Here is a 13,040-nt window from a genome sequence, read left to right as displayed (position 1 = left end):
TTGAATAATGAAAAGCTTTTCTAGATTATTCTTACTGGTTTTCTTCAGTATAAGTTCTTTTCTTCTTGCTCAAGAAGAGCAATGGATATTTATGTTTGAAGAAAATAGCAGCCAAAAAGTTTTGATAGATAAGGCCAATGTAAGGGCTGAACCTAATTTACAATCGCCTAAGGTAGATAGTTTAGATATAGGACAAGTGGTAAAAATTGTCCAAAAGACAGAGCAAGTATTGTCTTTGGGTAAACGCTCTGCAAGTTGGTATAGAATAAATTACATCAAAGAAGGCGAAACCAAGTCTGGGTATATTTGGGGAGCTAATTTAAGTTTAGGATATAGGTCTAGAGATGGTTATGATTTTCTTTTTGGAGCTTCTGCTACGGAGCAAGATGAGGTTAAACTAGATGTTGTGATGCTAAAGGATAAACAAAACATACAAAAAGTTTCATTTAATGTAGGGACAGAAAGTTTGACTTCGGTAGCATTTAAATGGCAAGGAAACAAAGGGTTAGATGGAGTGTCAGATGTTCTGTTGGCGAGTGTTTCTGGAGAGGCGTGTGGTATTCCTAACTATGAGCAGTATATACTATTAAATGGAAGTAAAATGGTGGCGTTATCAATGCTGATATCTGTTGCTGATGCTGATGTTTTTTATCATTCAGAAGAGTATGTTTTTCCAAAAGATAAGGGAGGAGTTAAAGGTAAGATTATTATGAAAACCGAAGAGATGGAAAAAGATGAAAAGGATAAAGAGCATATTAAAAAATCAAAAAAAGTCTATCTTTTCAAAGATGGAACTGTTTCTCAATTATAAATAAAAAATAATGAAACAAAGAATAATTGCTATAATTCCTGCTCGTTATCAGGCAAGTAGATTCCCTGGTAAACTAATGGAGATACTAGGGAAGAAGACTGTTATTTCTACAACTTATCAAAATGTGGTGGAAACAGGGCTTTTTGACGAAGTTTTTGTAGCAACAGACTCCGAGGTTATTTTTAATGAAATTAAGGAAAACGGTGGAAGGGTAGTAATGACTGGAGAGCATGAAACAGGAAGCGATAGAATAGCAGAAGCGATAAAAGATATCGAGTGTGATATTGTTGTAAATGTGCAAGGTGATGAGCCATTTCTTAAAAAAGAACCTCTAAAACAGTTGATTTCAGTTTTTGATGAAGATAAGAACAAGAGTATTTCTTTGGCTTCGCTTAAAATAAAACTAGAACAGTGGGACGATATAGAAAATCCTAATAATGTAAAGGTAATTACGGATAATAATGATTTTGCACTTTATTTTAGTCGTTCCGTTATTCCTTTCCCTAGAGAGAAAACAGATGATTTGCAATATTTTAAACATATTGGCGTTTATGCATTCAGAAGGGAAGCGTTGTTAGAGTTTTCTAGTTTACCTATGAAACCTCTCGAAATAGCAGAAAAAATAGAGTGCATTAGGTATTTGGAATACGGTATGAAAATTAAAATGATAGAAACCGATTTCGTTGGTGTTGGTATAGATGTTCCAGAAGATTTAGAAAAAGCAAAGCAATTGCTTAGACTTTAATTTTAAAAAAGAAGATAATGATAAAGAAGATAGCATTAGTTGTATTATTAGCTTTGGCACAGTTTTTTTATACACAAACAGCCAAAGAAATTATAGACAAAAATATAGAACTAACAGGTGGACTTACTAAATGGAAGTTATTAAATTCCATAATGTTACAAGGTAAAGTGGTTTTAGGAATACAGGAAGAGTATCCTATTAAAATCTATCAGCAGCGTCCTAATCTTACCAAAACATCTATCATTATCAATAATAAAGAGAGTGTCATAGAGGCTTATGATGGTAAAAAAGGTTATGCAATGAACTATGCTAACAATAAGTTACAGGAATTTGAGAGCTACCAACCTGAAAGTTTTGATACAGATTTTATTGATTTTGAGGCTAAAGGATTCACTGCTGTGATTTTGGGTAAGGATAAAGTAGGGGAAAGATTGTGCTATAAGGTAGAGCTTACTAAAAATGTAAATAAAACTCTGTATTATTTTGATACTGAAAACTATATGCTTCTTAAAGAAGTGAAGAAAGGAGAAACGCTTTTATATTCTGATTTTAAAAAGGTAAATGGGCTTACAATGCCTTTTAGAATAGAGGCTTCTACTCCTAAAAAAGAAGGAGATTATGTGATGTTACTTAATAAAATAGAAGTTAATAAAGCATTCCCTGACAATACCTTTAAAATAAAATAAAAGATATAATGAAAAAGCTCTTTATACTTATGCTATCTGTAATTGCTTTAGTGCAATGCTCTAGCAAAAAAAGTGAGGTACAACAGGATACATCTAAGCTTTCTAAAAGTATCTACGATTATAAAGTGGAAAGTTTAGACGGTGGAGAAATTAATTTTGCGGATTTCAAAGGCAAAAAAATACTTATTGTAAACACAGCGTCTGAGTGTGGTTTTACACCTCAGTATGAAGCCTTGGAAAAGCTCTATCAAAAATATAAAGATAGGCTAGTGGTAGTAGGCTTCCCTGCTAATAACTTTGGAGGGCAAGAGCCAGGGACTAATACCGAGATTAAAACTTTTTGTCAAGTGAACTATGGAGTAACTTTTCCTATGGCAGCTAAGGTTTCTGTGAAAGGAGAAGATATAGCACCTATTTTTCAGTTTCTTACTAAAAAGGAATTAAACGGAGTTAAAGATACCACCATACTTTGGAATTTTACCAAATTTCTTCTAGATGAAAACGGAAAAATAATAGAAAGCTATCTAAGTACTACCAAGCCTGATAACGAAGCGATTACGAAACATTTAAAATAAATAAAAAGAGAAACTGAAAACTTTTACATTTTTAGTGTAACCTTTTTAGTAGTATAGTCGTACACTATACCGTAACTCTTTTTTTTGAGCAAAAAATATTATGAGACAACTTAAAATTACCAAGCAGGTTACCAATAGGGAAACGGCATCATTAGATAAATATCTACAGGAGATAGGTAAAGTAGACCTAATTACTGCAGATGAGGAGGTGGAGCTGGCACAAAAGATTCGTGCTGGAGATAAGGTGGCTCTAGAAAAGCTTATCAAAGCTAACCTTCGTTTCGTAGTTTCTGTGTCTAAACAATATCAAAATCAAGGCTTATCATTACCAGATTTAATCAACGAAGGTAATTTAGGATTGATGAAAGCGGCTAAAAGATATGACGAAACGAGAGGTTTCAAATTTATATCCTATGCAGTGTGGTGGATTAGACAGTCTATCTTACAGGCTTTAGCGGAGCAGTCTAGAATTGTTCGTTTGCCATTGAATAAGATTGGGTCAATCAATAAAATTAACAAAGCATACGCTCACTTAGAGCAAGAGAATGAAAGACCACCTTCTCCAGAGGAGTTGGCAGAGGTTCTAGATATGAGTGAGGAGGATATTAAAGAGTCTATGAAAAACAGCGGAAGACACCTTTCTATGGACGCTCCGTTAGTAGAAGGAGAAGACTCTAACCTTTATGATGTTCTTCGTTCAGGGGAATCTCCTAGCCCAGACAAAGAGTTGATGCTAGAATCTTTACAAATAGAGATTGAAAGAGCGTTACAAACACTTACGCCTAGAGAAGCAGATTTAGTAAGACTTTACTTCGGGCTTAATGGCAAACATCCTATGACTTTAGAGGAAATAGGCGAAACTTTTGACCTTACGAGAGAGCGTGTTCGTCAGATTAAAGAAAAGGCTATCAAAAGGTTAAAACACAACTCAAGAAGTAAAATTTTGAAGTCTTATTTAGGAAAATAAAAACCGTAAGAGGATAATGCATTGTTAGCGTTATCCTTTTTTTATTATAAATAATTAAATTTTAAATTTAGAAATGAAAACAAGACTAATTGCCCCATCTTTACTTTCTGCTGACTTTGGTAACCTCCAAAGAGATATAGAAATGCTTAACCGTAGCCAAGCCGATTGGTTTCATGTAGATGTGATGGATGGTAGGTTTGTGCCTAATATATCTTTTGGTTTTCCTGTCATGAAAACGATAAAAGAGCACGCTAAAAAGTTTGTAGATGTGCATCTTATGATTGTAGAGCCAGAGAAATATGTGGAAGAATTTATTGATAACGGAGCCGATTTGGTTTCGGTGCATTATGAGGCGTGTACTCATTTACATAGAACAATTAAACTAATACAAAGTAAGGGAGCTAAAGCAGGAGTGGTGCTTAATCCATCTACGCCTGTAAGTGTATTAGAGGATATTATAGGAGAGGTAGATTTGGTATTACTAATGAGTGTTAACCCTGGGTTCGGCGGACAGAAATTTATAGAAAATACTTACAAAAAAATAAAGCAAACTAAAGATTTAATTTTAGATCAAAATGCTACAGCTTTAATTCAAATAGATGGTGGAGTAAATACAGATAATGCTTCTAAGTTGTTTGAGGCAGGCGCTGATGTTCTTGTTGCAGGAAATGCAGTCTTCTCTGCGGAAAATCCAGAAAGTGTAATAGAACTTCTTAAAAGTTAAGGAGTCGTTTTGGTTTAAAATAAAAGAGCCGTTTCAATCAATTTTGAAACGACTCTTTTAGCTTTATTTTGAGTTTACAGAATCTATATTTTGCTGAGTGTTAGCGTTATTTGTAGAATCTATTTTTTCAACAGGGACTTCTCTAGGAATCGCCTCTTGGTTACTTTTGTTAATTTGTTTCCAAATGAACCACCCCATAAGCAGTAGAAGAATTAGCGGTAGAAGCCACTTCCATACAGAAACTTCTTTAACATCTTCCCCTGTCTTTTCTTCTACCTTTTCTTTCAAGTCATCTAACTTGTTAGAAGCACTTTCTTTGAAATCAGAAAATCCTTTTTTAATTGAATCTGAAGTCTCAGATAATTTTTCGGAAGCACTATCTTTAGGCTGAGAGAGTTTTTCTTTAGATTCATCTAGTTTTTCAGATAAATCGTCTTTTAAGTCTGAAATCTTATCTTTAATAATATCCGAAGTTTCAGATAATTTTTCGGAAGCATTATCTTTAAGCTGAGAAAGTTTCTCTTTAGATTCATCTAGTCTTTCAGATAAATCGTCTTTCAAGTCTGAAGCCTTATCTTTAATAATATCCGAAGTTTCAGATAATTTTTCGGAAGCATTATCTTTAAGCTGAGAAAGTTTCTCTTTAGACTCGTCTAACTTTTCAGAAAATCCATCTTTGATGTCCGAAACTTTATCTTGAATATTTTCAGTTAAGGTAGCTTTAGTCTCTTCTGTTTTGCTGTCTAGATTTCCAAGTCCTATAGCTCCCAATGAGAAACCTGCAGGAATAAGGTTAGAAATATTAGTTTTCTCTTTATTTAAAAGAGTTTCAAGTCCGTTACTGTCTAAATTTTGGTCTTTAGCATATCTTCCTATGGTTGCTAAAGATGTTAGTGAGGTAAAGCCTAAAAGGGCATCGGTAGAAGATTCTTTAATTCCTGCAAAAGAGGAAATCCCAGAAGTGATACTTTTTATTTTATCCCCAAAAACCATGGTTAGTAATTTGCTAAGTAGTTCGTTGGCAAAAGAACTTTCTTGGCTTAGTTTAGATAAAGTGTTGGTATCTGCTAATTGTGTAATTTCTTGTAAAAGAGATGATTTGTCGGACTGAGATACAATCCCACCTAATACAGCTGGGATAAGTGCATTGGTGGCTTTAGAAACAGCTTCTTCTTTTTCGCCTAATTGAGAAGCCAGTTGGCTAGTGACACCGTGTCCGAATTGCCCTTTAATGAGCTCTATGATGTTGATTGACATAATTTTAAATTTTTAATGGGTTAATAATTAGTAGGCTTTAGCAAAAAGCACTCTTTGTTTAGATGGTTTTCCTGAAATCATAGAAACGCCCTCTTCTTTTTCTCCCTCTAGAGGAATGCAACGGATAGTAGCTTTAGTTTCTTCTTTTATTCTTTCTTCTTCTTCTTCCGTTCCGTCCCAGTGTGCTAAAATAAAGCCTCCTTTGGTTTCTAAAACTTCTTTAAACTCTTCATAAGAATCAACCTTAGTGATGTTTTCGTCTCTAAACTTAAGAGCTTTGCTATAAATAGCTTTTTGGATTTCTTCTAAAAGTTCTTGGATATAAATTTCTATATTATCTAAAGGTTTAACTTCTTTAGAAAGGGTATCTCTTCTAGCTATTTCTACGGTTTTGTTTTCTAAATCTCTTGCTCCCATTGCTATTCTTACAGGGACACCTTTCATTTCGTATTCTGCGAATTTCCAGCCTGGCTTTTGGGTATCTTTGTTATCGTATTTCACAGAAATGCCTAAAGCTTTTAGTTTAGATTGTAGTTCGTAGGCTACTTCATCTATTTGTTTAAGCTGTTCTTCACCTTTAAATATAGGTACAATAACTACTTGTACAGGTGCTAAAGATGGAGGAAGGACCAGACCGTTATCATCAGAGTGAGACATGATTAAAGCACCCATAAGCCTTGTAGAAACGCCCCAAGAAGTTGCCCAAGCATACTCTATTTTGCCTTCCTTATTAGTGAATTTAACGTCAAATGCTTCAGCAAAGTTTTGACCTAAAAAGTGAGAAGTTCCTGCTTGTAAAGCTTTTCCGTCTTGCATAAGAGCTTCGATGCAATAAGTTTCTTCTGCACCTGCAAATCTTTCACTAGGTGATTTTATTCCTCTTACCACAGGTACAGCCATAAATTTTTCAGCAAAATCAGCATAAACATTTAGCATTTGTTCTGTTTCTGCAATAGCTTCTTCTTTTGTAGCGTGAGCAGTATGACCTTCTTGCCATAAAAATTCGGCAGTTCTTAGGAAAAGTCTTGTTCTCATCTCCCATCTTACCACATTAGCCCATTGGTTAATTAGGATAGGTAAATCTCTGTAAGATTGCACCCAGTTTTTATAAGTATTCCAAATAATAGCCTCAGAAGTAGGTCTTACAATAAGCTCTTCTTCTAATTTGGCCTCAGGATCCACCATGAGTTTTTGTGGATTTTCAGGGTCTGTTTTTAGGCGGTAGTGGGTTACTACAGCACATTCTTTGGCAAAACCTTCTGCATTTTTTTCCTCCGCTTCAAAAAGACTTTTAGGAACAAAAATAGGGAAGTAAGCATTTTCGTGACCAGTTTCTTTAAACTTTTTATCTAGTTCGTCACGCATTTTTTCCCAAATAGCATAGCCATAGGGTTTAATTACCATACAGCCTCTTACACCTGAGTTTTCGGCTAAATCAGCCTTTACTACCAACTCATTATACCATTTGCTATAGTCCTCGCTTCTTGATGTTAATTTTGCCATAAATTTACTTTTAACTTTTATTTTATAATTTTGTAGGTGTATCTAGTTAAATGGTTAAATAACACCTAAGTTATGATTTGTAATTTGAGAGATTTTTTTGGTATAGTTTTAGCTATATCCACCTCAATTCAAGCACAAAGATAAATAAAACCTACATAAGATTATGAAAAAAATAGATTATAATTTCTTAAAAAGAAAATGGGTTGTTAGACTAGCATTAGCCACTTCTGTTAGTTTTTTGTTGACCTCTTGTGGAGCACAAATGGGAGGCTATACAGAGACTGATGGTGTTTACTATGATCCAAGTAAAGATGTAATTCCGGAAGGGGTAGTTGTGAATGACCGTAATAATGTAGGAGATTACTACGACTATAGTAATGATTATAGAGTAGTAGAAAACTCTAGACAATTACAGCAAAATCAAAATAACAAATATCAAGAATGGACGGATACTCCTGTACAATCCGATTCAGATTGGGGTGCTTTTGCAGGAGTTGAAAGACGCTATACTGGCTGGGGATGGAATACGCCTTTCTGGGGAACAGGCTTTGGCTGGGATCCTTATTGGGGAGGTTTTGGTGGTTGGAACAGCTGGAATATGGGCTTTGGCTGGAGTTCAGGCTGGGGTTGGAATATGGGCTTCGGCATGGGCTGGGGATCAGGTTGGAACAGATGGGGTTGGGGAAATCCTTATTGGGGTGGAAGATTTGGTTGGAATCCTTACTGGGGAACAGGTTGGGGCAGCCCATATTGGGGTGGCTATGGTGCATGGGGAAATCCTTATTGGGGAGTAGCGCCTCGTCAGTACAATTATAGAAGAAGTGGTGTAGACAGTATTACTAGATATAATAACGGAGGGTTTAATAACCCAGTTTATAGAAATCCAAATAGTAATAGTAATTCAGGAAGAAACTTTGGTGGATTTAGAGACTCAGGCTTTGGAAGAGGAGATAATAGAATAAACCGTAATGACAGTAATAATGGCTACTCAATGCCTCAAACAAGAACATTGAGAAGATCTGAACCAAACTATAATTATCAGGATAGAGGAATGACGCCTCGTACACAATCTATACCAAGAAACGATGGATTTAGAAACAATTCTGGCTGGGGCGGAGGTTCCAATAGAAGTGGCAGTTTTGGTTCTGGTAGTTCAGGAGGCGGTATGAGATCAGGGGGAGGTTTTAGAACAGGTGGTTTTAGATAACTCGTTGTGCATTTTAAATAATACTGATTTTTAGATGATTTAATTTTCTTTGGAAGATAAATTTATTGATATATTGAATAACCGTTGCGGCGGTTATTTTACTGATTATCCTTGTTTTAAAGCCTTCAAAAGTTTTAGCATAGTTTCTTTTAATCATAAATTGGTCGCAAAGTTGAGAGAAAAATGTCTCAATTCGTTTTCGCTTTTTCTTGTACAATGAAAATTGAGGAATATAATCTTTCTGATTACTTCTCATTGGTGTATCTAATTTAATATTAGCATAGTTAAATAAATCTATTTGAACTTTTGCTGATAAATAGCCTCTATCTCCAATTAAAGTACAGTTTCGCATTTGCTCACCACTATCTTTTAAATAGTGGATGTCGTGAACGGATGCAGGGCTTATATCAAAATTCTTAATCACACCATTTAAAGAACATACTGCGTGTAGTTTATAGCCATAGAAATATAATTTCTGTGAAGCACAATAACCATATGTTGGTGAAGAATAGGATTGCTCTTTACAAATTTTTGAACGAGTAGAACGAGCGTTTTCACAAACTTTCATTGGCATGCTATCAACGATAAAAATATCTTCAAACTCATTGAACTCCATCGAAATACGCTGTCTAATTTGCTCTGTTTGTAGGGATAGTCTTCGTTTTCGCTTATTGTAAACACTTCTTTCAATTTTGTTTATCAGAGAGTTTGGCAATTTTCTAAATAACTGTAATTCGCTATCAATACTCAAGTATTCAGCAGTAATATTAAGACTTATGACTTCTAAATCGCTCATTTTAGGTGTTCTTCTCTGATAACTAATCAGTTGATTTTCTGAAAAAAGTCCTAAAACTTCCAAAATTCTTTCATATATTTGCTCTAAGTTGTTCATTTATATCGTTTTATAGCAAAAACAATATACTGATTTTCAGTCTAATAAACAACTCTTGTTTTTTTCATTTCATAATGCACAACGGGTTTTAGATAATTTAATTGAATACTAAAAAATAAAAATAAGATAATGAATAAGAAAATATTTTCAATATTAGGGCTGTCTGTTGGGGCTTTATTTTACTCTCAAGATGTGTCTGTAATCAGGAATACGGTAGATGTTTATTCTGATACACAACCCAATGGTTCTGCAAAATATATGGGTATGGCAGGAGCAATGGGAGCAATGGGAGGAGATGCTTCTTCTATAAATGTTAACCCTGCAGGTATAGCTGTTAATATTGTGGGTGAATTTTCTGGAACGCTTAATGCTTTGGGAAATAAAAATACCTCAACTCTAGCAAATAAATCTTATGATGAGGTTTATAAAAAGACTAATCTAGGTAATTTAGGAGGGGTTGTTGTAATGCAAACTAGTAATAATTCTAAGTGGAAGTTTATTAACCTAGGGTTTAATTATAGTGCTAAGGATATTGATAGCTATATCAGAACTCCTGAAAATCACGCTATAAATGAGGCTATAGATTATACAGATAATAATGGTAATTCGCAAACGGACTTACTACTTTACGATGGGCATGCTTATAATAGAGTAGGGCATACTTCAAAATTATCCTTCGCATTTGGTGGTAATTACGACCATAAGTGGTATGTAGGTGGTGGAGTGCACTTCCATTCGGCAAATATAGAGCAAGGAGATTTTTTTAGAATGCAGTCTCAAACAGCAGGTACTAAGGGGCTATACCAAAAACAAGATACTCCTTTTCAAGAATCTTCTGGAGGGGTAGCAATTTCAGCAGGGGTTATAGGTAAAATAGATAAAAACTTTCGTGTAGGTTTAGCATTAGAGTCTCCTACTTGGTGGAATATAGAGAGGGCTTATAACTATTATGGATTTGATAATAATGGAGTTATGGGAACGGCTTTGGGCAATGAGAATAGAAGGTTGAGTACTCCAATGAAAGCTACTCTGAGTGGTGCTTATATAGCTAACAAGAATTTTGCAGTAAATGTGGATTATACTTTAGGTGTTACAAAACCTCAGTATAATGTACAGGGAGATGCAGAGAAGCAATTAAATGAGTTTTTTAACAAAGTGTATTCTAATACTTCTGAGTTAAGATTGGGTGCAGAATACAGGTTAGATAACTGGAGATTTAGAGGAGGTTATGCATATCAATCTAATCCTTTCTCTACTTCGTCTTTGAGTGTTATTGATCCAACAAATAATTTATATTCTGATAGAACATTTAGTAATTTATATCTTTCAAATAGACAGACTTTAGGTGTGGGACTAGGATATAATTTTAAATCTTTCTATGTAGATGCAGCCTATCAGAATGCAAGTTCTAAGTTTGCTAATCCATTTTTTGCAGGAGAGTATGCTTCTCCTGTGAACGATAGTGTATTTAACGAAGGAGATGGTGTAGCTTATAAAGGAAGTATTGTTTCTGATGCTAAAACAGTGAGAAATAACTTTGTGTTTACTGTTGGTTGGAGATTTTAAAAAAAAGTTACATTTAAATAGAAATTGAGAGGCTACTTATAATTGAGTAGTCTCTTATTTTTTTGCTGGATTAGATATTTTTTATAATTTTGTTAGGTTTATCTAACTTTTGTTTGAATGATGAAAAAATACTTCAAAGATAGAATGTGGAAAAAAGAGCGTTCTGGTAATTCTTTGTCAGAATCGTTTTCTAGTATTGAGATACCTAAAGATGCAGGTTTTTGGAAGAAATTTTTAGCGTTTGTAGGTCCAGGGCTTATGGTAGCGGTAGGCTATATGGACCCAGGCAACTGGGCAACAGGTATTGCAGGCGGTGCTAAGTTTGGATATACTTTACTATCAGTAATTCTTATATCTAATCTTTTTGCTATGTTATTACAACACTTGTCTTTAAAGTTAGGTATTGTTGCCGAAAGAGATTTGGCTCAAGCTTGTAGAGATAGTTACTCTCGACCTGTTAATTTTCTACTTTGGATTTTTGCTGAAATAGCCATTGCGGCTACAGACCTTGCGGAAGTGATAGGTGCAGCCATAGCACTTAATCTTTTGTTTGGGTTACCACTTACTGTTGGGATAGCTATTACTGTGATAGATGTTTTTATAATTTTGATACTTCAAGCTAAAGGTTTTAGATGGCTAGAAAGTGTCGTGGGTGGTTTGATAGCAATTATTTTCTTTTGTTTTTTATACGAAATAGTGGTAAGTAATCCTGAGTGGTTTCCTATTTTGAAAGGTTTAGTTCCACAGAAAGAAATTGTATTTAATCCAAGTATGCTCTACATAGCAATAGGTATTTTAGGAGCTACTGTAATGCCTCATAACTTGTATTTGCATAGTAGTATTGTACAGACCAGAAACTATTCTAGAGATGATAAGGGGAAGAGGGAAGCTATTAAATTTGCTACTTTGGATAGTAATATTTCTTTGTTGTTAGCATTTTTTATCAATGCGGCTATACTTATTGTTTCATCGGCGGCATTTCATCACACAGGCTATCAAGATGTTGCTGACATTACAGACGCTCATCAACTTTTGTCTCCAATTTTAGGAACGAGCCTCGCCAGTATTGTGTTTGCGATAGCTTTGTTGGCTTCTGGACAAAACTCAACCCTTACAGGCACTTTGGCTGGGCAGATTGTAATGGAGGGTTTTCTCAATATTAAATTAAAACCTTGGTTAAGACGATTGATTACAAGATTGATAGCTGTAATACCAGCGTTGGTAGTTGCTATTATCTATGGTAAAAAAGGAACTACTGACCTTTTAATATTAAGTCAAGTTATACTTTCTTTACAGTTGAGTTTTGCAGTGGTGCCGTTGGTAATGCTGACTAATAACAAGCTCAAGATGGGAGCATTTGCTAATCAAGGTTTTTTGAAGTACGCTGCTATCATCATTAGTTTTATTATTATTATACTTAATGTTTATTTGGTTTATACCGAAATAGGTTAGAGACGGCTTTTTTGGTCTGTCAATTTGTCCTAAATCTTAATTTGGCAATATCTTTGACAATATCCCTGCAATAAAACCAATAAAAAATGGAAGAGAATAAAGATTTGCACGAAGAAAAACTTAATGTTTCCGAAGAAAATACAAGTGAAGAAACTCAAAATATAAATATAGACAACGAAGAAAATCTGACAAAAGAACCTACAACGGAAGAACTTTTGGCAGAGGAGAAAGACCGTTACATTCGTCTATATGCTGAGTTTGAAAACTATAAAAAAAGAACTTCTAAAGAGCGAATGGAGTTTTTCCAATATGCTAATCAGGATATGATGGTGAGTATGCTTGCCATTCTAGATGATTTTGAAAGAGCTTTAAAAGAAATAGCGAAAACAGGGAAGGAAGAAGATTTAAAAGGAGTAGAGCTTATCTATCAGAAGTTTAAAAATAAACTGATAGAAAAAGGATTAAAGCCTATAGAAGTAAATGCGGGAGACGAATTTAATGTAGATTTCCACGAAGCTATTACCCAAATACCAGCTCCTACCGAAGATTTAAAAGGTAAAATTGTAGATGTAATAGAGTCTGGATATATGCTACACGATAGAGTAATTAGATTCGCTAAAGTAGTTACAGGACAATAAATCTTACATTATAAATG

The 13,040-nt window shown here is 34.5% G+C and carries 13 protein-coding genes; 10 read left to right on the top strand and 3 right to left on the bottom strand.

Going from position 1 to position 13,040, the window contains the following annotated elements:
- Positions 1-7: 7 nt before the first annotated feature.
- The 6 genes from VIX88_RS03610 to rpe all read left to right on the top strand — a co-directional run bounded on the left by VIX88_RS03610 (position 8) and on the right by rpe (position 4,508).
- Positions 8-811 (top strand): SH3 domain-containing protein, encoded by an 804-nt coding sequence (locus tag VIX88_RS03610; RefSeq protein ID WP_214194044.1) that lies wholly within the window; start codon positions 8-10, stop codon positions 809-811.
- Positions 812-821: 10 nt separating this feature from the next.
- A complete protein-coding gene (gene kdsB, locus VIX88_RS03605; RefSeq protein WP_064970474.1) occupies positions 822-1,556 on the top strand; it encodes a 3-deoxy-manno-octulosonate cytidylyltransferase in 735 nt (244 codons plus the stop codon).
- A 17-nt stretch (positions 1,557-1,573) separates the two neighbouring features.
- Positions 1,574-2,242, top strand: coding sequence for a histidine kinase (locus VIX88_RS03600; RefSeq protein WP_064968371.1), 669 nt, complete (start codon positions 1,574-1,576; stop codon positions 2,240-2,242).
- 8 nt (positions 2,243-2,250) lie between these two features.
- Positions 2,251-2,817 (top strand): glutathione peroxidase, encoded by a 567-nt coding sequence (locus tag VIX88_RS03595; RefSeq protein WP_064970475.1) that lies wholly within the window; start codon positions 2,251-2,253, stop codon positions 2,815-2,817.
- Between the two features lie 100 nt (positions 2,818-2,917).
- On the top strand, positions 2,918-3,784 hold the full coding sequence (locus VIX88_RS03590) for a sigma-70 family RNA polymerase sigma factor (RefSeq protein WP_004918429.1): 867 nt from the start codon (positions 2,918-2,920) through the stop codon (positions 3,782-3,784).
- Positions 3,785-3,857: 73 nt separating this feature from the next.
- The gene (rpe, locus tag VIX88_RS03585; RefSeq protein ID WP_064968369.1) at positions 3,858-4,508 is read left to right on the top strand and encodes a ribulose-phosphate 3-epimerase; all 651 of its coding nucleotides are present in this window, start codon (positions 3,858-3,860) and stop codon (positions 4,506-4,508) included.
- Positions 4,509-4,571: 63 nt separating this feature from the next.
- Here rpe and VIX88_RS03580 read toward each other — a convergent pair whose 3' ends face one another.
- Positions 4,572-5,765 carry a DUF937 domain-containing protein gene (locus VIX88_RS03580; protein ID WP_064970476.1) on the bottom strand — a complete coding sequence of 398 codons (1,194 nt, stop codon included), beginning with the start codon at positions 5,763-5,765 and terminating at the stop codon, positions 4,572-4,574.
- Positions 5,766-5,792: 27 nt separating this feature from the next.
- Positions 5,793-7,268 carry a proline--tRNA ligase gene (gene proS, locus VIX88_RS03575; protein WP_064970477.1) on the bottom strand — a complete coding sequence of 492 codons (1,476 nt, stop codon included), beginning with the start codon at positions 7,266-7,268 and terminating at the stop codon, positions 5,793-5,795.
- A 163-nt stretch (positions 7,269-7,431) separates the two neighbouring features.
- Between proS and VIX88_RS03570 the strand changes: the two genes are divergently transcribed.
- Complete coding sequence (locus VIX88_RS03570) at positions 7,432-8,475, top strand: Vitellogenin II precursor (protein ID WP_064970478.1); 1,044 nt, start codon at positions 7,432-7,434, stop codon at positions 8,473-8,475.
- A gap of 13 nt (positions 8,476-8,488) precedes the next feature.
- Here VIX88_RS03570 and VIX88_RS03565 read toward each other — a convergent pair whose 3' ends face one another.
- On the bottom strand, positions 8,489-9,367 hold the full coding sequence (locus VIX88_RS03565) for an IS982-like element ISRa1 family transposase (protein ID WP_127919813.1): 879 nt from the start codon (positions 9,365-9,367) through the stop codon (positions 8,489-8,491).
- A gap of 129 nt (positions 9,368-9,496) precedes the next feature.
- Here VIX88_RS03565 and VIX88_RS03560 point away from each other — a divergent pair, with 129 nt between their 5' ends.
- From VIX88_RS03560 to VIX88_RS03550, 3 genes are all read left to right on the top strand, one after another.
- On the top strand, positions 9,497-10,933 hold the full coding sequence (locus tag VIX88_RS03560) for an OmpP1/FadL family transporter (RefSeq protein WP_064970479.1): 1,437 nt from the start codon (positions 9,497-9,499) through the stop codon (positions 10,931-10,933).
- A gap of 117 nt (positions 10,934-11,050) precedes the next feature.
- The gene (locus tag VIX88_RS03555; protein WP_064970480.1) at positions 11,051-12,385 is read left to right on the top strand and encodes an Nramp family divalent metal transporter; all 1,335 of its coding nucleotides are present in this window, start codon (positions 11,051-11,053) and stop codon (positions 12,383-12,385) included.
- A gap of 86 nt (positions 12,386-12,471) precedes the next feature.
- Positions 12,472-13,023: a nucleotide exchange factor GrpE gene (locus VIX88_RS03550; protein ID WP_064970481.1), complete on the top strand. Its 552-nt coding sequence runs from the start codon at positions 12,472-12,474 to the stop codon at positions 13,021-13,023.
- The last annotated feature ends 17 nt before the right edge of the window (positions 13,024-13,040 follow it).

Origin of the sequence: Riemerella anatipestifer (assembly GCF_035666175.1) — a bacterium.
GTDB classification, from domain to species: domain Bacteria; phylum Bacteroidota; class Bacteroidia; order Flavobacteriales; family Weeksellaceae; genus Riemerella; species Riemerella anatipestifer_D.
Note: the sequence above shows the minus strand (reverse complement) of the source record. Positions and strands in the feature narration are given on the sequence as shown.

Coding starts and splice junctions, on each gene's coding strand:
- rpe (WP_064968369.1), top strand. CDS start 3,858: ATGAAAACAAGACTAATTGCCCCATCTTTACTTTCTGCTGACTTTGGT.
- VIX88_RS03555 (WP_064970480.1), top strand. CDS start 11,051: ATGATGAAAAAATACTTCAAAGATAGAATGTGGAAAAAAGAGCGTTCT.
- VIX88_RS03570 (WP_064970478.1), top strand. CDS start 7,432: ATGAAAAAAATAGATTATAATTTCTTAAAAAGAAAATGGGTTGTTAGA.
- VIX88_RS03610 (WP_214194044.1), top strand. CDS start 8: ATGAAAAGCTTTTCTAGATTATTCTTACTGGTTTTCTTCAGTATAAGT.
- VIX88_RS03550 (WP_064970481.1), top strand. CDS start 12,472: ATGGAAGAGAATAAAGATTTGCACGAAGAAAAACTTAATGTTTCCGAA.
- VIX88_RS03565 (WP_127919813.1), bottom strand. CDS start 9,367: ATGAACAACTTAGAGCAAATATATGAAAGAATTTTGGAAGTTTTAGGA.
- VIX88_RS03600 (WP_064968371.1), top strand. CDS start 1,574: ATGATAAAGAAGATAGCATTAGTTGTATTATTAGCTTTGGCACAGTTT.
- VIX88_RS03590 (WP_004918429.1), top strand. CDS start 2,918: ATGAGACAACTTAAAATTACCAAGCAGGTTACCAATAGGGAAACGGCA.
- kdsB (WP_064970474.1), top strand. CDS start 822: ATGAAACAAAGAATAATTGCTATAATTCCTGCTCGTTATCAGGCAAGT.
- proS (WP_064970477.1), bottom strand. CDS start 7,268: ATGGCAAAATTAACATCAAGAAGCGAGGACTATAGCAAATGGTATAAT.
- VIX88_RS03560 (WP_064970479.1), top strand. CDS start 9,497: ATGAATAAGAAAATATTTTCAATATTAGGGCTGTCTGTTGGGGCTTTA.
- VIX88_RS03580 (WP_064970476.1), bottom strand. CDS start 5,765: ATGTCAATCAACATCATAGAGCTCATTAAAGGGCAATTCGGACACGGT.
- VIX88_RS03595 (WP_064970475.1), top strand. CDS start 2,251: ATGAAAAAGCTCTTTATACTTATGCTATCTGTAATTGCTTTAGTGCAA.